This is a genomic window from Pseudoalteromonas sp. D15MCD-2, from assembly GCF_038562745.1.
Taxonomy (GTDB): Bacteria; Pseudomonadota; Gammaproteobacteria; order Enterobacterales; family Alteromonadaceae; genus Pseudoalteromonas.
The window spans coordinates 662,939-682,104 of the sequence record NZ_JBCFQE010000001.1; the positions used below are offsets into that span (position 1 = coordinate 662,939).

Annotated in this window: 23 protein-coding genes; 16 read left to right on the plus strand and 7 right to left on the minus strand. The window is 40.9% G+C overall.

The window, feature by feature from the left end; all coding sequences use genetic code 11:
• Positions 1 to 46: 46 nt before the first annotated feature.
• From tdh to glpG, 3 genes are read left to right on the plus strand one after another with little or no spacing between them, the layout of a single operon-like run.
• Positions 47 to 1,072 carry an L-threonine 3-dehydrogenase gene (gene tdh / locus AADY36_RS03005; protein ID WP_054551064.1) on the plus strand — a complete coding sequence of 342 codons (1,026 nt, stop codon included), beginning with the start codon at positions 47 to 49 and terminating at the stop codon, positions 1,070 to 1,072.
• 54 nt (positions 1,073 to 1,126) lie between these two features.
• On the plus strand, positions 1,127 to 1,444 hold the full coding sequence (gene glpE, locus AADY36_RS03010; protein ID WP_054560963.1) for a thiosulfate sulfurtransferase GlpE: 318 nt from the start codon (positions 1,127 to 1,129) through the stop codon (positions 1,442 to 1,444).
• Positions 1,441 to 2,256: a rhomboid family intramembrane serine protease GlpG gene (gene glpG, locus AADY36_RS03015; RefSeq protein WP_055021573.1), complete on the plus strand. Its 816-nt coding sequence runs from the start codon at positions 1,441 to 1,443 to the stop codon at positions 2,254 to 2,256. Before glpE ends, glpG begins: the two co-directional genes overlap by 4 nt.
• 29 nt (positions 2,257 to 2,285) lie before the next feature.
• Here the strand turns inward: glpG and AADY36_RS03020 are convergent, their stop codons facing one another.
• Positions 2,286 to 2,654 carry a flagellar basal body-associated protein FliL gene (locus AADY36_RS03020; RefSeq protein WP_371351978.1) on the minus strand — a complete coding sequence of 123 codons (369 nt, stop codon included), beginning with the start codon at positions 2,652 to 2,654 and terminating at the stop codon, positions 2,286 to 2,288.
• 201 nt (positions 2,655 to 2,855) lie between these two features.
• Between AADY36_RS03020 and AADY36_RS03025 the strand changes: the two genes are divergently transcribed.
• Positions 2,856 to 3,401 (plus strand): chorismate--pyruvate lyase family protein, encoded by a 546-nt coding sequence (locus tag AADY36_RS03025; RefSeq protein ID WP_054560961.1) that lies wholly within the window; start codon positions 2,856 to 2,858, stop codon positions 3,399 to 3,401.
• On the plus strand, positions 3,398 to 4,276 hold the full coding sequence (ubiA, locus tag AADY36_RS03030) for a 4-hydroxybenzoate octaprenyltransferase (protein ID WP_342408478.1): 879 nt from the start codon (positions 3,398 to 3,400) through the stop codon (positions 4,274 to 4,276). The genes AADY36_RS03025 and ubiA overlap by 4 nt, the downstream gene beginning before the upstream one ends.
• Here the strand turns inward: ubiA and AADY36_RS03035 are convergent, their stop codons facing one another.
• The 4 genes from AADY36_RS03035 to AADY36_RS03050 all read right to left on the minus strand — a co-directional run bounded on the left by AADY36_RS03035 (position 4,277) and on the right by AADY36_RS03050 (position 8,030).
• Positions 4,277 to 4,897, minus strand: a complete 621-nt coding sequence (locus AADY36_RS03035; RefSeq protein WP_054560959.1) for a 2OG-Fe(II) oxygenase — start codon at positions 4,895 to 4,897, stop codon at positions 4,277 to 4,279. It abuts the gene before it with no gap.
• Positions 4,898 to 5,038: 141 nt separating this feature from the next.
• Positions 5,039 to 5,926: a LysR family transcriptional regulator gene (locus AADY36_RS03040; RefSeq protein WP_054560958.1), complete on the minus strand. Its 888-nt coding sequence runs from the start codon at positions 5,924 to 5,926 to the stop codon at positions 5,039 to 5,041.
• Between the two features lie 118 nt (positions 5,927 to 6,044).
• Positions 6,045 to 7,571, minus strand: a complete 1,527-nt coding sequence (locus tag AADY36_RS03045) for a DUF3369 domain-containing protein (protein ID WP_342408479.1) — start codon at positions 7,569 to 7,571, stop codon at positions 6,045 to 6,047.
• 51 nt (positions 7,572 to 7,622) lie between these two features.
• Positions 7,623 to 8,030 (minus strand): DUF2721 domain-containing protein, encoded by a 408-nt coding sequence (locus AADY36_RS03050; protein ID WP_054560956.1) that lies wholly within the window; start codon positions 8,028 to 8,030, stop codon positions 7,623 to 7,625.
• 86 nt (positions 8,031 to 8,116) lie between these two features.
• On the opposite strand from AADY36_RS03050, the gene AADY36_RS03055 reads away from it, so the two are divergent.
• The 3 genes from AADY36_RS03055 (at position 8,117) to tsaD (ending at position 10,132) form a co-directional block, all read left to right on the plus strand.
• Complete coding sequence (locus AADY36_RS03055) at positions 8,117 to 8,482, plus strand: putative signal transducing protein (protein WP_054560955.1); 366 nt, start codon at positions 8,117 to 8,119, stop codon at positions 8,480 to 8,482.
• Positions 8,466 to 9,056, plus strand: a complete 591-nt coding sequence (locus AADY36_RS03060) for a YjaG family protein (RefSeq protein WP_342408480.1) — start codon at positions 8,466 to 8,468, stop codon at positions 9,054 to 9,056. The genes AADY36_RS03055 and AADY36_RS03060 overlap by 17 nt, the downstream gene beginning before the upstream one ends.
• Positions 9,057 to 9,118: 62 nt before the next feature.
• The gene (tsaD, locus tag AADY36_RS03065; RefSeq protein ID WP_342409261.1) at positions 9,119 to 10,132 is read left to right on the plus strand and encodes a tRNA (adenosine(37)-N6)-threonylcarbamoyltransferase complex transferase subunit TsaD; all 1,014 of its coding nucleotides are present in this window, start codon (positions 9,119 to 9,121) and stop codon (positions 10,130 to 10,132) included.
• Between the two features lie 9 nt (positions 10,133 to 10,141).
• Here tsaD and plsY read toward each other — a convergent pair whose 3' ends face one another.
• Positions 10,142 to 10,744 (minus strand): glycerol-3-phosphate 1-O-acyltransferase PlsY, encoded by a 603-nt coding sequence (gene plsY / locus AADY36_RS03070; RefSeq protein ID WP_082401545.1) that lies wholly within the window; start codon positions 10,742 to 10,744, stop codon positions 10,142 to 10,144.
• 228 nt (positions 10,745 to 10,972) lie between these two features.
• On the opposite strand from plsY, the gene folB reads away from it, so the two are divergent.
• The 8 genes from folB to trmB all read left to right on the plus strand — a co-directional run bounded on the left by folB (position 10,973) and on the right by trmB (position 17,128).
• A complete protein-coding gene (folB, locus tag AADY36_RS03075; RefSeq protein ID WP_055021570.1) occupies positions 10,973 to 11,329 on the plus strand; it encodes a dihydroneopterin aldolase in 357 nt (118 codons plus the stop codon).
• 2 nt (positions 11,330 to 11,331) lie between these two features.
• A complete protein-coding gene (gene folK, locus AADY36_RS03080) occupies positions 11,332 to 11,820 on the plus strand; it encodes a 2-amino-4-hydroxy-6-hydroxymethyldihydropteridine diphosphokinase (RefSeq protein WP_054560952.1) in 489 nt (162 codons plus the stop codon).
• Complete coding sequence (locus AADY36_RS03085) at positions 11,817 to 12,620, plus strand: undecaprenyl-diphosphate phosphatase (protein WP_285220671.1); 804 nt, start codon at positions 11,817 to 11,819, stop codon at positions 12,618 to 12,620. The genes folK and AADY36_RS03085 overlap by 4 nt, the downstream gene beginning before the upstream one ends.
• A 160-nt stretch (positions 12,621 to 12,780) precedes the next feature.
• Complete coding sequence (gene mpl, locus AADY36_RS03090; RefSeq protein WP_055198280.1) at positions 12,781 to 14,124, plus strand: UDP-N-acetylmuramate:L-alanyl-gamma-D-glutamyl-meso-diaminopimelate ligase; 1,344 nt, start codon at positions 12,781 to 12,783, stop codon at positions 14,122 to 14,124.
• A gap of 22 nt (positions 14,125 to 14,146) precedes the next feature.
• Positions 14,147 to 14,770, plus strand: a complete 624-nt coding sequence (locus tag AADY36_RS03095; RefSeq protein WP_054551081.1) for a flavin prenyltransferase UbiX — start codon at positions 14,147 to 14,149, stop codon at positions 14,768 to 14,770.
• Positions 14,767 to 15,696 (plus strand): ABC transporter ATP-binding protein, encoded by a 930-nt coding sequence (locus AADY36_RS03100; protein WP_055021568.1) that lies wholly within the window; start codon positions 14,767 to 14,769, stop codon positions 15,694 to 15,696. Before AADY36_RS03095 ends, AADY36_RS03100 begins: the two co-directional genes overlap by 4 nt.
• Positions 15,696 to 16,463 carry an ABC transporter permease gene (locus AADY36_RS03105; protein ID WP_054560948.1) on the plus strand — a complete coding sequence of 256 codons (768 nt, stop codon included), beginning with the start codon at positions 15,696 to 15,698 and terminating at the stop codon, positions 16,461 to 16,463. The genes AADY36_RS03100 and AADY36_RS03105 overlap by 1 nt, the downstream gene beginning before the upstream one ends.
• Positions 16,463 to 17,128 (plus strand): tRNA (guanine(46)-N(7))-methyltransferase TrmB, encoded by a 666-nt coding sequence (gene trmB, locus AADY36_RS03110; protein WP_054560947.1) that lies wholly within the window; start codon positions 16,463 to 16,465, stop codon positions 17,126 to 17,128. Before AADY36_RS03105 ends, trmB begins: the two co-directional genes overlap by 1 nt.
• On the opposite strand, the gene AADY36_RS03115 is transcribed toward trmB, so the two are convergent.
• A complete protein-coding gene (locus AADY36_RS03115; RefSeq protein WP_054560946.1) occupies positions 17,125 to 18,975 on the minus strand; it encodes a bifunctional diguanylate cyclase/phosphodiesterase in 1,851 nt (616 codons plus the stop codon). The two genes, trmB and AADY36_RS03115, sit on opposite strands and share 4 nt — an antisense overlap.
• Positions 18,976 to 19,166 lie beyond the last annotated feature (191 nt).

A 19,166-nucleotide genomic window follows, 5' to 3' on the forward strand; every position in this document is an offset into this window, starting at 1 on the left:
CTAAACCGAAGCTTTTGCTTCGGTTTTGTTTAATTGAGTGTAAATCATGAAAGCATTATCTAAATTAAAAGCAGAACCAGGGATCTGGATGACTGATGCGCCAAAACCTGAAGTTGGCCATAACGATCTGCTTATTAAAATCCGCAAAACAGCAATTTGTGGAACAGATGTCCATATTTATAAATGGGATGAGTGGGCACAAAATACAATTCCTACGCCAATGGTTGTTGGTCACGAGTATGTAGGTGAAGTGGTTGATATGGGTCAGGAAGTACGTGGTTTCCAAGTGGGTGACCGTGTTTCTGGCGAAGGCCATATTACCTGTGGTCACTGTCGTAACTGTCGCGCTGGTCGTGTTCATTTATGTCGTAATACAACAGGCGTAGGTGTTAACCGCGAAGGTGCATTTGCTGAATACCTTGTGATCCCAGCTTTCAACGCATTTAAAATTCCAGATAACATTCCTGATGAACTAGCATCAATCTTTGACCCATTCGGTAATGCAGTACACACAGCGTTGTCGTTTGACTTAGTAGGTGAAGACGTATTAATCACAGGTGCTGGTCCTATTGGTATCATGGCTGCTGCTGTTGCCAAACATGTTGGTGCACGTCATGTGGTTATCACCGATGTAAACGAATACCGCTTAGATTTAGCACGTAAAATGGGCGCGACTCGTGCTGTAAACGTAGCAACTGAAAAGCTTGAAGATGTAATGAAAGAGCTTGGCATGACCGAAGGCTTTGATATTGGTCTTGAAATGTCAGGTGTGCCAGTTGCATTTAACAGCATGCTAAACAACATGAATCACGGCGGTAAAATTGCCATGTTAGGTATTCCACCTTCAGATATGGCGGTTGATTGGAACCAGGTTATTTTCAAAGGTCTAATTATTAAAGGTATTTACGGCCGTGAAATGTTTGAAACTTGGTACAAGATGGCGAGTCTAATTCAGTCAGGTCTTGATCTGAAACCAATTATCACTCACCAGTTCTCCGTGGATGACTTCCAAGCAGGCTTTGATACAATGATTTCAGGCCAATCAGGTAAAGTAATCCTCAACTGGGATTAATACCGAGTAATTTGATAAGGCGGCTTTGGCCGCCTTTTTAGTTTAGAGAGTACTATGTCGTATAAACATATTTCAGTGAGCGAAACATTTGCGCTGTTAGATAAAGAAGAGGTTGTGATTGCCGATATTCGCGATCCTAACTCATTTCAAACTGGGCATATCCCAGGCGCTGAGCATTTATCAAATGCTAATATCAGCGAATTTATGATGCATAAAGAGTTTGATCAGCCAATCATCATCGTTTGCTATCATGGTGTGAGTTCTCAAGGTGCTGCGAGCTATTTAGTAGAGCAGGGGTTTGAAGACGTATACAGCATGGATGGTGGCTTTACAGCTTGGCAAACGCAACTTCCGGAGCACATTGAACGATGATTGAGTTGGGTAGCATAAATAATCCTCGCGCCGCACAAGGCTTTATAGATTACATAAAAAGTAAGGGCTTACATGGAGAGCTGCGCTCGCAAGATGGACAAACTGTGATTATTTGTGTTGCTCCAGAGCACTTTCATCAAGCTCAACCACTTTGGCAGGAGTTTGCTGCTAACCCTCATGACGAAAAATACCAACAAGCTTCATGGCAGGTAGGCAGTACACAATCGCCTCTGTCATATCAGGGGCAATCCCTTAATTTAAAAGCTCGCTTTAAGGCATTAAGCTGGCTAAACCGTACAGTTACTTTAGTCTCGATAGCTATATTTATTGCCTTCTTATTAGGTGGTTTTGAAACTATTTACAGTATGTTGCAGTTCAACCCTGCACAGCCACTAACTTGGTTTACACCTGCCATTGTGCATTTTAGCGCTATTCATCTTATTTTTAATTTGATCTGGTGGATGACGCTGGGTAACGATATAGAAAAACGCAGCGGTAAATTAACCTTAGTGGGTTTATTTTTAGTGACGGCATTCATTAGTAACTGGGCACAGTTTTTAGTTGTTGGGCCTAACTTTGGTGGTTTAAGCGGTGTTGTGTATGGCTTACTGGGTTTTTGTTGGATCTACAGTGCAATGAGGCCAACAGAGCCGCCACTAGTAAGTAATAGCATTGTTGGTTTTATGCTGGTATGGCTTATTCTAGGCTTTGTAGATATGTTGCCTGTGAGTATGGCGAACTGGGCGCATTTAGCGGGGTTATTGGCTGGTATGGCTTATGCCGTGTCAGACAAGCTGCTTTCACGCAAATAAAAATGGCGGCTTATGCCGCCATCTTACAATTAATGATATAAATACTTAGTAAATAACACTTCTCGGACAATCTCTTGTCCTGTTTCTTGTTTTAGTAGTGCTTTTAGCTTTTCGGTGCAGCGCTTTCTGATTTCTTCGCGACCGGTAAGCGATTTAATGTTTTCTTCAGGCTCTTTTGAGAGTATTTCAACAATCGCATCACGCAATAGTGGAGTGTGATGTTCTACGATTGCGATATCAGATAGATCATTGAGCATGAGATCCACCGTTATACGAACATAGCCAAGCTTTTTATTACCTTGACCTATGTAGTTTGTGATGATGTCAGGCTCAAAACCAAAGTAGCCAACATTTGATTCAGCGCGTACAGACCAACTTGTTGCAGTAACAAGTAGCATGCTTATCAAGTAAATTGATAACAATGATTTTTTCATAGTTAAGAATATTCCACCCTTTCAATGATTTTTAGTCTATACCCAAATTCACTTAAGATACAGGCTGTTCTGCGTTTTTTAACCCTGCTTGAGATTAAATCATGACTTTTTCGAAACGTGCAGCAGTGATATCATTTGCACGGTATTTAAAAATAATGAGTCGTTGTGATCACATTCCCAGTTTCATTAGCTGCAAATTGGCAGCCTGCTTCAGCATTTCCAGATTTGACGCAACAACAGCAAGGTTGGTTGCTTGAAGCTGGGTCATTAACAGCCAAGCTTAAAAGTCACTGTCAGGCTTTTTCAGTTGAAGTTTTAAACGAGGCGCCATTTGACCTAACCGCCGAGCAACAAGCGTTACTCAATACCTCTCTAAGTCAGGCATTAAATCGCGAAGTGTTACTTCTATGCGATGGTAAACCGATGGTTTATGCACAAAGCTGGTTGCCGGCAGATGATACATTAAAAAAGCAGCAGTTACTAAGTATGGGAACAAGGCCGCTCGGTGATGTTATTTTTCAAGACCCAAGCTTATCGCGCACAGAAATAGAAGTTGCTGAATTTTCACAGCAGCACGCTATCCAAGCTTTAACATCTGAAATTGGCTTCTCTTCACAACCATTGTGGGGAAGACGCAGTGTTTTTAGCTTATCTAATGCTCATTTTCTCGTGGCTGAAGTATTCTTACCTGGAGCGTACATTTACCTATGAAGCTAGCTGCACTTAAGGTCGCACATATACCTTACTATAAACAGTTAATGCGTACCGATAAGCCAATTGGCACCTTGTTACTATTGTGGCCAACTTATTGGGCGCTGTGGCTTGCTGAGCTTGGCACACCGAGCTTATTAAATTTTGTGGTTTTTAGTTTAGGCGTCTTTGTGATGCGCAGTGCTGGGTGTGTAATTAATGACTTTGCCGATCGTAAAATAGATGGCTCTGTTAAGCGCACAGCCCAGCGACCGCTGGCAGCAGGTTTGGTATCAAGTGGTGAAGCTCTGAGCTTATTTGTACTGCTTATTGTGGTGGCCTTTGGTTTAGTATTAACACTAGGGTGGTCAACGATATTATTGTCGTTTGGTGCCTTAGCACTGGCGTTTTGTTATCCCTTTATGAAGCGCTACACGCAACTACCGCAAGTTGTGCTTGGTGCTGCATTCAGCTGGGCTATTCCAATGGCCTATATGGCATCGATTGGCTCAGTGCCATTAGAAGCCTGGCTACTATTTACCGCGAATCTTGTTTGGACTGTGGCTTATGACACCATGTATGCCATGGTTGATCGAGATGATGATTTAAAGATTGGCGTTAAATCAACAGCAATCTTGTTTGCCAGCTATGACAGACACATCATCTTTTTACTCAATGCCTTGTTTATTACGATCCTTGCTTACATAGGTATGAGTAATCACCTTGGCTTGCCTTATTGGCTGGGCTTAGCTGCAGCGGTTGGTTTTTTACTTTATCAACAAACGCTTATTCATAAACGAGAGCGAGATCCTTGTTTCAAAGCGTTTTTGAATAACCATTATGTAGGGTTAGTGATTTTTATCGGTATAGCAGCATCCTTGCCACTGCCGTTTTAATTACCTTGGTGGGTCGATAATACCGCTGATTGAGGTATTTTTTCTGAACCAGCCCGCAATAGAGTAGCGTACATCGTTTGCGGGTAATACTTCATGCATAAAGCGTTCGCTTTCAAACATCACCAATAAGCCCGCTTGAGGTTTAATGACTATTTCAATGTCTTTACTTTTTGGTTTGTAGATCACCAATTCACCGCCAGACTCTGGCGTATTTAAGTAACAAACCGTTGTAAAAATGCGATTCGAACGGCCTTTGAAGGCATCATAGTGCTTTTTATAAAAGTCACCTTGTTGATACTTGGCATAATGGCATTCATAATCAAATAAGCCTAAATAGAAGCCACGGTTTAACTGTGTCTTTATCGCTTCCATGGTCGCAAGATAAGTAATTTGTGCTTGGCTTGAGCTATCAAACCAAAAGGTTTTATCTTTACGCACGGTTTTATCTATTTGTTGGTCGTTTAATCGGCCAATACCTGCGGTATGAAAATGCGGGTTAATGCGATAGCAATCTGCAATTAAATCGGCAATTAAGCTTTCATCAATCGCGTTTTCAACAACAGCATATCCTGTACGTTCAATAGCATCTAAGTATGTGTCGGTAATAAGCGGTGCGGTCATTCATGTGCACAATCAAAAAAAGGTGCGTAAGTGTATATGAAAAATTGTGTGATGCACGCTTTTTATGCAGTAAAAAAATGAAGAAATAAAGGGGATTGGCTAGCCTGATTAATTACAGGCTAGCAGCATATAAAATAGCTTTTAGCTTTGGCTTGATAACGCCGTTTTTTCAATGAGGTCAAGTAAATGACTAACATGAGAATTCTCATTGATTTGTTGATTTGTTTGGATCACAAGCTGCTCGTGTGCGATACCTTTATTGGTTTTCAATAACAGTAAATCTGGGTCTGAAGAGACAATATTTGTGTGTTCAATACTGGCTATTGCGATGTGGTTTGACTTTTTAAGGCCATCCATTACTTGTTCAATACTACCTACTTTGATGCTAGATGTTTTATCAAAAGATTCGATAGCATCGTTTAGCATAGCTTGCACTTGTTTAGACTGTGAAAAACAGCTGTACATTGGATAGTCAGCAAAGTCGCGTTTACTAATGTCGCTCTTATGCGCAAGTGGGTGGTTTTTAGCTACAAAAATAATCAGTTGATCAGGTAAATGTATATCACTACCAATGCTGTTCATTGCCTGCGAGCATACGCTAATATCAATTTCACCTAATTGGAGTTTACGTACAAGTTCACTTTGCTCTTGTAGTTGCATCTCGATTTTTACATGCGGATACTGCGCTAAAAATTGGCCGCAAGAAACAGGCACAACCGTGCTTGCCTTGTTGGTATAACCAATAACTAATTTTTCGTTAGTGCAACCATTTAAAGATTCGAATAAACGCTTTTTGGTTTCTTCTAGATTGTCGAGGGTTTGTTTAGCGTACTCAAGGAAAAGTTCACCTTCTTTGGTTAACTTAACTGAGCGTGTAGAGCGGGTAACGAGCTCATAGCCAATTTCATCTTCGAGCGTCTGAATACTGCGAGTTAACGCTGAAGTGCTGATTTGGGTTTTTTCTGCAGCTTGTCGGAAATGCCTCAGCACCCCGAGCGCCACAAATTGTTCAAGTTGTTCAAATCTCACTTTAATAGTCCCTTGTTATAAGTAAGCCTTTTACGTCCAGGCAATATTATTATACTTCACGGTAGGCATAGTAAATTATCGTACCTATTTTGGGAAGTGTTTTACAGAAAAGTTACATCTAATCAGGATAACGGTCCTTAATCTCTAAGAAAAGTGGTAAATTTTCAAGTAATAAGTCGACTAGAATTGGATCAAAATGTTTCGCGCGCTGATCTTTTATGAGAGCTAACGCCTCTTCTAATGGCCATGCCTTCTTATAGCAACGGTCGCTGCAAAGGGCGTCAAACACATCTGCGAGGGCGGTTATGCGGCCAACTATATTAATATCGTCTGCCATTAAACCTTGCGGATACCCTGAACCATCCCACTTTTCATGATGCTGGTAAGAAATTAAAGCACCGCATGTCAATATCTCGTTACTTGAGTTTTTTAATATTTCATAGCCGATTTCTGCATGGGTTTTCATTATTTCCCACTCATCATCAGTGAGTTTACCTGGTTTATTCAATATGCTGTCTGGAATGCTGATTTTACCAATGTCATGTAGTGGTGAAGCAAGCTTAATTATTTCACATTGAAATGGATTAAGCTCTGAAAGTTGAGCAAGTAACTCACTATATAAAGCAACACGTTTAACGTGAGAGCCGGTTTCTTTAGAGCGTTTTTCTACTGCTTCTCCAAGAATGTACGACAGCTCTTTTTGCGACTCTTTTACCATTTCTCTGAGTTTTAAATTATCGTAAGCAAGCGCGATATTGTTGGCATAAAACTCTAACAGTTGATGTTCTGTGGCCTGTAACTTACTGCCTTTATGAACATAAAGCATGGTTTCAAGGCCGGCTTTGGTAGGGAAGTAACCAATATAATCATTACTTGTTTTTAGTGATGATTTTCGCTCATGTGCATCTATAAATAAGTTTTTTACTTCATCAGGAATGGTGTTTTGCTGTGGTGTGGGGCCTACACCTGAGGCTGCAAGCAATTGAAAATCTTTTGCTGGTGACGATTGTAGATTAACGGCTGCAGCACAATAAATTTGCGTGTCATTAATGCCCATCACGTTAGTGACATGGCTTAAAATTGTTGAAGCAAATTCATGAACACTGTCACATTTTAAAAAGTTAGCGGACGCGTTGATGATCTGCTCAAGACCATGCTTGTGCCGGTCTATAATTTGAATATCTCGGTGTGCTCTTAACGCGGAGTAAAGCAAGGTTTTAATTTTAATCGCGGTGAGCTCAGTTTTGTTTTTATAATCGTTAATGTCGTAGTCGCGGATAATCGCTTCTTCTGGGGCTTCACCTGGCTGACCTGTGCGAAGAATTAAACGAATATCGTGGTTTTCTATTTCATCGCGAATGTATTGAATAAGCTCAAGACCAGCATGGTTGGTTTCCATAACCACATCAACTAGAGCAACAGAAAAGGGAATATCTTTTTTTAAAAACTCTTTTGCTTCGGCCGCAGAGTAGGCGTCATAAAAGCGCAGACCTTTATTTTCGAAAGTGAAGCCAGCTAATACTAGTTTCGTAACTTGATGGATATCTTCTTCATCATCAACAACAAGAATATGCCAGTATTCAGGCTCTTCAGTTTCTAAATTATTTTCTTCTAACTGTTCTTCAGAAAATAAGAAATCATCCACAAAAACACCACTTATTGTTGTATCTCATACAATAAGTATAGAGGCAGAAATTTACTCTGCCTTATCTGAAACTGGTTTTTTTTCGATATTCTTTAATTCGATTTCAATAGCATCACAAGAAATGTGGATCTCATACAAAGAGGTGAGAAGTGACAAGGCTAAGCAAGCGAGGCTGATACCAAATAAAATGATTCCTGTAGTATTAAACTCTATAAATAATGCAAACATTGATAAGGTACACATCAGAAAAGAGGCAACACCATAAACCTGCATCACCCGAATGAGTTTAATGCGTTTTCTTAAATTGGTAATTTGTGCAACAACTAATGGGCGGATACTTTCCCCTTCACGTGCATTGAGTTCTCTAATAAGTTGAGCAAGCACCAAAAAACGGTTGGTGTAAGCAAGTAACAGTAAAGAAATTGCTGGGAATAACAATCCCGGTGTTGTTAAAGTCATGTGGCTACCTTGAAATAAGCATTGCAGCGAAGTTAGTTGCTAGCGTAGTTTAGGATTTAAAGATAGAAAAGTAAAAGGGAAGTGATTTGCAAAACAATAATTTAAATCAACCTGCTAAGCAGGACCCATTCGCTTGGGTGAAAGTGTTTCAGGCTGAAAATGGCTTAGAAGCCAACATTATTAAAGGGCTTTTAAAAAGTAAAGGGATCGAATCGCAACTGCAAGGTGAGCTTTTACAAGGGGCGCTTGGGGAGATCCCATTTGAACAAACAGGGGTCGATATACTCGTTTACGCATTAAAAGAGCGCCAGGCGCAAGAAATATTGCTAAACTACCGGCAATTAAAACAATCGGCTCCTGACTGGGTATGCCCTAAGTGTCATGAGCTTAACGGAGCAACATTTGAAATATGTTGGTCTTGTGGGACTGTAAAGAATGACGAAAGCGAATAATTTTCAACGTATTAGAGAATTAAACTCTTTGCAAAAAGCGGTATTAGGTGGCGCATTACTTGAGCGTATGCTGCCTAATTACAGCTTATTTAGTGAAGCAACAGGGTTTGGTGACGCTGCGGTTTTTCGTAGCGCATTAAGTGTCTGCTGGGAAAAAATCTTACTACCAAAAAGTAAAATCAGCCTTGAAAAGCAAATTGAAAAAATAGAGCCGAATGTGCCTGAGTTAACTGACTTTGACATGTTCGGGACTTATCCCGCAATCGATACAGCAACCGCTTTGCTTGGCATGTTGCACGGTTTGATAGCTAAAGATGAACAAGAGTTTTTAAATATTAGTAAAATTTCACAAGCTTCAGTGGCTCGTTTCATTGAATATCAACTAACAGTGGATGGTGAAATTGCTGATAACAAAGCTGTTCGTGAACACCCTTTAATGCAGTATGAAATTGATGTGCTTGCAGAGCTTATTGATTTTGTAGAGCAAATGGGCCGAATTACCTCAGAGAACGTAAAAGAGCTTAAGCAACTTGCTGTATCTGACGGCCAAACCAACATCGGTATTGCAATTTAATATTCAGTAATGCGTATTTTCACTGTAAAATACGCGTTTGTTTTTTCTTGGCGGAGTAATTGATGCGAATTTTAGGTATTGAATCATCATGTGATGAAACGGGTATTGCCATTTATGATGATGAACAAGGCTTATTAGCACATCAACTGTATAGCCAAGTAAAAGTGCATGCCGATTACGGCGGTGTGGTACCTGAGCTTGCGTCACGCGATCACGTACGTAAAACCTTACCTTTAATTGATGCCGCATTTGCACAGGCTGGCTGTGGCCCAGAAGACTTAGATGGTATTGCTTACACCGCAGGTCCTGGACTTGTTGGTGCACTCCTTGTGGGAACTTCTATTGGTCGCTCATTGGCCTATGGTTGGAATATTCCAGCCGTTGCTGTACATCATATGGAAGGTCACCTTCTTGCGCCAATGCTTGAAGAGGACAAACCGGAATTTCCGTTTATCGCACTACTGGTGTCTGGCGGTCATACTATGATGGTTAAAGTATCTGGCATTGGTGAATACGAAGTGCTGGGAGAGTCAGTTGATGACGCTGCTGGTGAAGCATTCGATAAAACCGCGAAGTTATTAGGTCTTGATTACCCTGGTGGTCCACGTTTAGCAAAACTTGCGGAGCAAGGTACGCCTGAGCGTTTTGTATTTCCACGTCCGATGACTGATAAACCAGGCTTAGATTTTAGCTTTAGTGGCTTAAAAACAGCGGCATCGCTTGCGATTCGTGATAGCGATGATGACGAGCAAACCAAAGCTAATATTGCTCATGCATTCCAAACAGCGGTAATAGATACCCTAATCATTAAATGTAAGCGTGCATTAAAGCAAACAGGTATCAAACGTTTAGTGATTGCCGGTGGTGTAAGTGCAAACGTGCAATTGCGTGCTCAACTTGAGCGAGTAATGCAAGGCATGAAAGGGCGCGTGTATTACCCGCGCACAGAGTTTTGTACAGATAACGGCGCTATGATTGCTTATGCTGGTATGCAGCGTTTGAAAGCAGGTCAGTTTGCTAGCCTCGATATGAAAACTAAGCCGCGCTGGCCTATTGATTCACTCGAAGCACTTTAATTTATAGCACTATTCCTGCTCTGGGGCTTTTTTCTTAGCCCCTACTTTAGGTTCTTCCCCCGCCATCAAACGAGTAATATTTGCTCTGTGACGGAAAATTATTAACACGGTCAAAAAGGTAACTGGCAAGGTATACAAAGGTTTTATCCACCATGTATAAAGAGGCGCTAAAGAAACCGTAACCAGTGCCGCAAGCGATGAATAACGTGTGATAGCAACAATTAAGATCCAAGTTGCAATCAACATCCCACCTAGCGATAAACCAATGGGTAATAACGTGCCAAAAGCGGTCGCGACGGCCTTACCACCTTTAAAGCTAAAAAACAGCGGATACATATGCCCTAAACAGGCTGCCACACCAATTAAACCTAGCATTAGTGGGTCTATTTTTAAAAAGTAGGCACCCCAAACAGGGATGGTTCCTTTTAAAATATCAAAGACAAGAACTAAAACAGCGGGGACTTTACCACCTAGGCGATAAACATTTGTAGCACCCGGGTTATTCGATCCATGACTGCGTGGGTCTGGTAGTTTAAACAGCCGTGATACAAGGATAGCGGAAGAGACCGATCCCAGTATGTAAGCTAAAACTAACATTAAAACTTCTAACACGCGCTTCCTTATTTTTTAATCTGCACTTTTGGGCTATCATTGGCGGCAAAACCATCTGCCGCTCTCATCGAGTAGAATGTAAGCACCTTATTGCAATGCATCTATCCGTTATTGTAGGGGTAATTTTTATATATTAAAACAGTATGACAGCTTATATAGCGCATTATTGTTATCAATAAGCGTTTAGTATGAGGAGTTGTTTTAATATTCATGTCACTTGGAGTATCAATGGACAAGGTATATATATCACAACTACATGTAGACACCATTATTGGCGTGTATGATTTTGAAAAAGAAAGTAAACAAAGCCTGTATTTTGATATCGAAATGTTATGTGATATTTCTGCCGCAGCGGCAACTGATGATATAAATTTAGCACTTGATTACGCCAAAGTGAGTGAGCGAGTGATTGAACACACAACGGCAAAACCAGTTGAGTTACTTGAAACTTTAGTTGAGCAATTAGCTGCCATTATTTTAGCTGAGTTTGCTACTAACCAAGTCACTATACGTGTTAGTAAACCAGCCGCAGTGCCACAAGCGCAAACGGTGGGAGTTGAGATCACCCGTCGTAAGGCAAACTAACCATGGCGCAAATTTTTATAAGCTTAGGCTCTAATGTCAATAAAGAGCATTATCTTCGACAAGCGCTTATTGCATTAAAGCCTCACTTTCCAGACTTTATACATTCGTCTGTTTATGAAAGTGAAGCGGTGGGGTTTGCAGGTAGTAATTTTTATAATTCAGTGGTCGCAGCAAAAACAGATATGCCATTAGCTGAACTATGTAAACTACTGAAAAAAATTGAGCTTGATAATGGCCGCACTCGTGAGGATAAAAAGTTTAGTCCTCGCACATTAGACCTTGATTTATTGTTTTATGATGACATTATCTGTGATTCGCCTGCGCAATTACCGCGGGATGAAATAACCAAAAATGCGTTTGTATTGCAGCCTCTCGCTGAAATTGCTCCTGATTTTTATCACCCCGTAGCTAAGCTAACTTTGGCTGAGTTATGGAATAATTATAACAACCCACAACAAAAACTATGGAAGGTGGAGTTTTCTAACCCATGAGTATTATTGAGATAATTGTTTTAGCCTTAATTCAAGGATTGACTGAGTTTTTACCTATTTCGAGCTCAGCACATTTAATTTTACCCTCACAAGTTTTAGGTTGGCACGACCAAGGCTTGGCATTTGATGTTGCGGTACACGTAGGTACGCTAGGTGCTGTGGTACTGTATTTTCGTAAAGAAGTGGTGGATATTCTCGGTGCGTGGTTTAAATCGTTTGGTTCACAAGGCGCAACCGATGATAGTCGTTTAGGCTGGTGGATTATTGTTGCGACCATTCCAGCATTATTAATTGGTTATTTATTTAAAGATTTTGTGGAAAGCTACTCGCGTAATGCCTGGGTTATTGCTACTTCAACCATCGTATTTGGTTTGTTACTTTGGTATGCCGATGTAAAAGCAAAGCAAGTCAAGAATATTTACCAAGTAAACTTTTTCAGTGCGCTTTTATTAGGCTTCTCGCAAGTACTCGCTATGGTATTTCCTGGCACATCCCGTTCAGGTATTACCATTACTGTGGGCTTAATGTTGGGTCTAAACAAGCAAAGCGCCGCACGTTTTTCGTTTTTAATGTCAATTCCAGTTATTGCTGCAGCTGGTTCATATTATGTGTATCAGTTGGCTACAGCGGGCGAGGTGATTGATTGGCATGCAATTCTATTAGGCGCAGGTTTATCATTTGTATCGGCTTATGCATGTATTTTCTTTTTCTTAAAAGTGATTGAGCGCATGGGCATGATGCCATTTGTTATCTATCGCTTACTATTAGGTGTCGGTTTGTTTGCATTCTTAATGCTGTAAAATAGGCTTTAAACTTAATTAAAAAACACCTCAAGTTGAGGTGTTTTTTTATGTTGGCAATTTGGCAATACTCTAATGCCGTGTAGTAATGGTAAGTAAAGCTTATATTTGGCATTATAACGCCTTACTTATCTCTTATTCATTTTGCTCAGGACAGTAGATGCATATTCACATTCTTGGAATTTGTGGCACCTTTATGGGTGGTATTGCCGCAATCGCTAAATCGTTAGGTCACACAGTGACAGGCTCTGATCAAAATGTGTACCCGCCGATGAGCACGCAATTAGAAGAGCTAGGAATTACACTCACCCAAGGTTATGACGTTGCCCAACTAGAACCCGCGCCAGATATGGTGGTGATTGGTAATGCTATGAGCCGAGGCAACCCTTGTGTTGAATACGTTCTTGATAAAGGCTTGCCTTATACTTCTGGTCCAGAATGGTTAAAGCATAATTTACTGCAAAACTCTTGGGTGTTGGCTGTGGCCGGAACACACGGCAAAACGACTACAGCCAGTATGCTGGCATGGTTACTAGAATACGCAGGAATGAAACCGGGCTTTTTAATTGGTGGTATCGTACAAAACTTTGGTGTGTCTGCTCGTGTTGGCGAAACGCCATTTTTTGTTATTGAAGCCGACGAATACGACACGGCGTTTTTCGATAAACGCAGTAAATTTGTTCATTACTTACCACGCACCTTAATTCTAAATAACCTTGAATTTGATCATGCTGATATTTTTGAAGATTTAAACGCGATAAAGAAACAATTTCACCACTTGATGCGTACATTACCCTGTAGTGGCAAAGTGATTTGGCCAAGCCAAGACGAAGCACTACAAGATGTGATTGAACGCGGCCTTTGGAGCGAGAGCGAAACACTGGCGGGTGATTGGGATTACCGTTTACTAAAAGCTGATGGTAGTGAATTTGAAGTACTACTAAATTCACAAGTGCAAGGTGTTGTCAGCTGGCAAGCCATGGGTGAGCACAATGTCAAAAATGCCATTATGGCTATTGCAGCAGCCAGACATGTAGGCATCGCGGTATCAGTCAGTATTGCTGGATTAGCTGAGTTTATCTCACCTAAGCGCCGTATGGAGCTTAAGGCCGACGTTAACTCAATAAAAGTGTATGACGACTTTGCCCATCATCCAACGGCAATTAAAACGACCTTAGCAGGGCTACGTGCAAAAGTAGGCACTGATAAGATAATTGCTATTTTAGAGCCTCGTTCAAACACAATGAAAATGGGCGTGCATCAACAAACCCTGATTGATTCACTCGATGCAGCAGATGATGTGTATTTATTTGAGCCTGAAAATTTAAGCTGGTCACTTAAAGAGTACGCAGACAAAGCAGGTATGCATTGCATGAAAAGCACTGAGGAAATCATTACTCAGGTTGTTGGCAACAGTGCGCCGTCACAGCATATTTTAATTATGAGTAATGGTGGTTTTGAAGGTATTCATCAGCGTTTAATCACAGCCCTTGAGCAAAACTAACCAGTATACGGAGCTTAACTGTATGCAATTTAAAGATAAAATAACGTTAGCTTTTAGCGGTGCTTCAGGTGCTCCCTATGGCTTACGGTTACTAGAGGTATTACTTGAACAGCAGTTTCAGGTGTATGTATTGATCTCAAGTGCGGCAAGAGTGGTCTTTGATACAGAATCGAATATCAAACTTTCGGGTAATGAAGACAAAGCGACAGAGCAGCTTAGTACACTTTTTAATGCCGCTCCTGAGCAACTAAAAGTATTTGGTAAAGACAACTGGTTTAGTCCTGTTGCATCTGGTTCAGCCGCGCCGAAAAAAATGGTGGTATGCCCTTGTAGTGCAGGTTCTGTATCTGCAATTGCGGTCGGCGCATCAGATAACTTACTCGAACGCGCTGCTGACGTGGTTATTAAAGAGCGTGGGCAGCTGATTTTAGTCCCGCGTGAAACGCCATTTAGCGAAATCCACCTTGAAAACATGCTGAAGCTAGCACGACTAGGCGTAACTATTATGCCTGCGGCACCGGGGTTTTATCATCAACCAGAGCAGATTTCCGATTTGGTTGATTTTATGGTGGCGCGAATTTTAGATCATTTAAACATTGAACATACTTTGACGAAACGTTGGGGTTATGGAGAGGGCAAACAGTGAGCGAAAAAACGATCGCATTAAATATTGAAGGCCTAAAAAAGGTTTATAAAAATGGTGTTGAAGCCGTAAAAGGCATTGATTTACAAGTTCAGCAAGGCGACTTCTTTGCCTTACTTGGACCAAACGGGGCAGGTAAATCAACCACTATTGGTGTTATCTCATCGTTAGTGAATAAAAGCGCCGGCCGTGTCCAGGTATTTGGTCACGATATTGATACAGACCTTGAAGCTGCTAAGTCTGAACTAGGCTTAGTACCGCAAGAATTTAATTTCAGTCAGTTTGAAACACTAAATCAAATTTTGGTTAACCAAGCAGGCTATTACGGTGTACCAAGAAAGCTGGCGCATGAGCGTGCCGAAAAATACTTAAAGCAGCTAGGCTTATTTGAGAAAAAAGATAAACAAGCGCGCACCCTTTCAGGTGGTATGAAACGCCGTTTAATGATTGCTCGTGCACTGATGCATGAACCTAAATTACTCATTTTAGATGAACCAACAGCGGGTGTTGATATTGAGCTACGTCGCTCTATGTGGGATTTTCTTCGCGAGATTAATAAGCAAGGTGTGACCATCATCTTGACCACCCATTATCTAGAAGAAGCTGAGCTGTTATGTAAAAACATCGCGATTATCGACAGTGGTGTGATTGTTGAAAACACCACCATTAAAGCGTTACTTGCCAAGCTTGATAAAGAAACTTTCGTACTTGATTTAAAGCAACCAGTGCAGCCAATTAGCATTGAAGGTTACCAATACACACTGACCGATGATCACACTTTAGAAGTTGAAGTGGCGAAGTCTCAGGGCTTAAACCAGGTGTTTAGTGCGCTGACTGAACAAGGTAATACTGTGCTGAGTATGCGAAATAAAGCAAACCGTTTAGAAGAGCTGTTTGTAGGGTTATTAGAACAAGGGCGAGGCGAATAATGTTTAGATATGGAGTAGCGCTAAAAAGTATTTGGATCAAAGAGTGTATTCGCTTTTTACGTATTTGGGTGCAAACCTTAGTTCCACCTGCAATCACGATGAGCCTGTACTTTGTGATTTTTGGTAATCTGATAGGTTCTCGTATCGGTGATATGGGTGGCTTTAGTTATATGGAGTTTATTGTCCCGGGTCTGATTATGATGTCGGTGATCACCAACTCTTACTCGAATGTTGCCTCGAGTTTTTATTCCACTAAATTTCAAAAAAGCATTGAAGAGCTCTTAGTTGCACCAGTGCCAAACTACATCATTGTACTTGGCTACATGGGCGGTGGTATGACACGAGGTATGCTGGTTGGTTTAATTGTTACCTGTGTCTCTTTGCTATTTGTTGATATTCAAATTCATAATATTTTTGTGATTATGGCTACGGTTATTTTAACGTCGGCTGTATTTGCGTTAGGCGGACTTATCAATGCAATTTATGCTAATAGCTTTGATGATATTAGTATCATCCCGACCTTTATTTTAACGCCGCTGACTTATCTCGGTGGGGTGTTTTACTCTATCACCTTGTTGCCAGAATTTTGGCAAGGCGTATCACAAGTAAACCCAATTATTTATATGGTAAATGCATTTAGATATGGTTTCTTAGGTGTGTCTGATGTCGACTTATCGGTAGCATTTGGTGTACTTGGTTTATTTATTGTGGGTTTATTTACGTTAGCATTAACCCTTATTAAACGTGGTGTGGGGCTTAGACACTAATGACGGATGCAAATTCGAGAAGTATTGTATCGAATCAACCTAGCTTACATGAAAAGCTAGACGAAATTGTTTTAAAGCACCTAAGTGCTGAATTTAAAAAGCCGATTGCAGAGCATACGCAAGCGGCTTTTGATCAGGTAAACGAAAAGGTGCAGGCATTTAACGGGCCTATTATTCTTGATTCGTGTTGTGGTGTGGGTGAAAGCACCGCTAACTTAGCTAAACGTCACCCTGATGCATTGGTGATTGGCATTGATAAGTCATCACATCGTTTAGATAAGCATGATATCGAGTACAAGCAAACGGATGCAGGGCAGTACATTTTAGTACAAGCTGATTTAAATGATTTTTGGCGCTTAGCGGTGGCTGCAAACTGGCAACCGAGTCATCATTACTTGTTGTATCCAAACCCTTGGCCAAAAGCAAAGCACTTGCAAAGACGCTGGCACGGCGCTGCAATTTTTCCGTATATCGTTAAATTAGGCGGCCGCTTAGAGCTGAGAAGCAACTGGGATATATACGTAAAAGAGTTTGCCCGCTCATTAGAGCTTGCAGGGCATAAGTGCGATGTTGAGCTGTATGAAAGCGATACTGCAATTACCCCATTCGAACGTAAATATTGGGCCAGTGGTCAACAAAGTCACCGTTTGGTGATCAACCTTTAATGAATATAGGGAGTCGGCGGTGCAAAATGACTCCCTTGCATTAAAGTAACACCTGCTCGAGCAAGCGCGTCAGCTATTTGTTCGTTCTCAACTTGCTCAGCAATTACATCTAATTTTAATTGCTGAGCATATTTCACCAAGTTTTCAATAAATAGATAGTTATCAGTATTGGTATGAATTTGGCTCACCAACCCTTTATCTAGCTTCAAGCCATCAATTTCTAGCTTCCTAATGTGGGGTAAGTTTGAAAAGCCCGCGCCGAATTCATTGATAATAACCTGAGCACCTTTATTTTTTAGGGTGTTAATAAAGGTTTTTACTTCACTAAAGTAAGCAATGGCATCACGCTCATAAAACTGAAAAATAATATTATGAGGCTGCGGATAGCGCCTAAGTTGTAACTCTAAAAACTCGCTTAAGCTTGGGTCGAGAATATCTTGTGCGGTAATGTTGATACTCCATCGCACATTGGTTTTTCTAAACTGCTCAATGCAGCGAGTAAACATGGTGCGCCTTAAAAGACCGTCCATACGTGAGCGCTTTAGCACCATCATAAAGTAATCTGGCGCATGAATACGACCCGTGGCACTGGCCATTCTGGCTAGGCATTGATAATGGTCAATGTGTTTGCTTTGGTTATTATAGACCGCTTGAAAGTAAGGTACGATACGGTTGTTATCGAAGGCTTCTTTTACTTCTTTGGCAAGCGTAACATTGCTTCTAAACTTCTCTTCAACCTGCTTAAACACATTTTCATAACGAACAATACGCTGATTATTTAGCTTTGCTTGTTGCAGCGCAACATGGGCATTTTCAATCAGCATTAATTTATTACCTGTAGCAATACCTGCATACAAGCTCACGTAGATATAAGGCTCTTTTAACGCAGGAATAGCATAGTTAAAAGCATTAATAACATCATCGATATTACGCTCATCACTATGCGTTCGTAATAGCGCAATTTTATTAGTTGCTAATCGATAAACAAACCCTTCGCTAGGCATCCTTGATTGAAAATAGCTAAGCAAGTTAGCCATTACTTTGTCGCTCACTTCAGTGCCATAAAAACTGCTAATATCTTCTAACTCATTAATGGCAATAACTGCTAGTTCCATACGGTGTTTGGTGGTTTTTTTTATGTAGTATTCAAGGGCAACATGGTTAGCAAAGCCGGTGCGGGCATCTGTTGAGAGGGAGCGTTTTAGTTGTAAAAAATACAGCCCAGCAATTAGCGCTGCAATAAAGAAAAAGAAACAGCCAGTGATCATTGCACGGGTCACACTGTGCTGCAGTTGCTGATTTAAGTCACTAATGGTTATGTCGGCACCAGTTATATAGGTGTGACCATTATCATCGACAAAAGTGACAAAGATGCTTTTAAAATAGCCCCATTGATCTTTTGATACCTCAAATACCGGCTCTGTCGAAAAAAAGGCTTCTTTGTTGAGTTCTGTCGCTTCGGGGTAGGCATCTAGAAACTGTGTTACGCGGCCATTGTTTTGATCTTTTTGCGTGTAACTCGAGGCACTAAAATAGACTTTGCCGTCGCGCAGTACCATTGCGTACACATAGGCAAGCTGCATTTGTTTTGCATACTCAGATAGGGCTCGGCTTTTGTCTTTATATATTGCCGAAGAGATTGGTAAGCCCGCATTAACTATATTGTGATAGTCATCACCTAGGATATGTTTGACACTGACCGCAGCATTAAGCAGTTTGGTATCGATATTCTCCATGATCTCACTACGCGTGGTTTCATAGGTGTAATAGATATAGCCAAATAAGCTAATAAAAAATGCGGCGAAGCCATATAGCAGCCAGCTGGTTTTTTGCATTCCTTTGGGCATAGAGATTCCCTTTGCAGTTATCGTTTGATTATACTCAAAAAAAGCGTATCTGATAGTATAAAATGACTGCAAATTTCATTAACTGATCACTTTTTTGTCATCGAAATTAGCGCTTTTTTGCTTTATGCGAGACATTTTCGTGATATTCCAGTAAAGTTAGCCAATTTCGTAGAAACAGTGCCGCAAAAGTG

Coding starts and splice junctions, on each gene's coding strand:
- tdh (WP_054551064.1), top strand. CDS start 47: ATGAAAGCATTATCTAAATTAAAAGCAGAACCAGGGATCTGGATGACT.
- glpE (WP_054560963.1), top strand. CDS start 1,127: ATGTCGTATAAACATATTTCAGTGAGCGAAACATTTGCGCTGTTAGAT.
- glpG (WP_055021573.1), top strand. CDS start 1,441: ATGATTGAGTTGGGTAGCATAAATAATCCTCGCGCCGCACAAGGCTTT.
- AADY36_RS03020 (WP_371351978.1), bottom strand. CDS start 2,654: ATGCTACTTGTTACTGCAACAAGTTGGTCTGTACGCGCTGAATCAAAT.
- ubiA (WP_342408478.1), top strand. CDS start 3,398: ATGAAGCTAGCTGCACTTAAGGTCGCACATATACCTTACTATAAACAG.
- AADY36_RS03035 (WP_054560959.1), bottom strand. CDS start 4,897: ATGACCGCACCGCTTATTACCGACACATACTTAGATGCTATTGAACGT.
- AADY36_RS03050 (WP_054560956.1), bottom strand. CDS start 8,030: ATGACTTTAACAACACCGGGATTGTTATTCCCAGCAATTTCTTTACTG.
- AADY36_RS03060 (WP_342408480.1), top strand. CDS start 8,466: ATGACGAAAGCGAATAATTTTCAACGTATTAGAGAATTAAACTCTTTG.
- tsaD (WP_342409261.1), top strand. CDS start 9,119: ATGCGAATTTTAGGTATTGAATCATCATGTGATGAAACGGGTATTGCC.
- folB (WP_055021570.1), top strand. CDS start 10,973: ATGGACAAGGTATATATATCACAACTACATGTAGACACCATTATTGGC.
- folK (WP_054560952.1), top strand. CDS start 11,332: ATGGCGCAAATTTTTATAAGCTTAGGCTCTAATGTCAATAAAGAGCAT.
- AADY36_RS03085 (WP_285220671.1), top strand. CDS start 11,817: ATGAGTATTATTGAGATAATTGTTTTAGCCTTAATTCAAGGATTGACT.
- mpl (WP_055198280.1), top strand. CDS start 12,781: ATGCATATTCACATTCTTGGAATTTGTGGCACCTTTATGGGTGGTATT.
- AADY36_RS03095 (WP_054551081.1), top strand. CDS start 14,147: ATGCAATTTAAAGATAAAATAACGTTAGCTTTTAGCGGTGCTTCAGGT.
- AADY36_RS03105 (WP_054560948.1), top strand. CDS start 15,696: ATGTTTAGATATGGAGTAGCGCTAAAAAGTATTTGGATCAAAGAGTGT.
- trmB (WP_054560947.1), top strand. CDS start 16,463: ATGACGGATGCAAATTCGAGAAGTATTGTATCGAATCAACCTAGCTTA.
- AADY36_RS03115 (WP_054560946.1), bottom strand. CDS start 18,975: ATGCCCAAAGGAATGCAAAAAACCAGCTGGCTGCTATATGGCTTCGCC.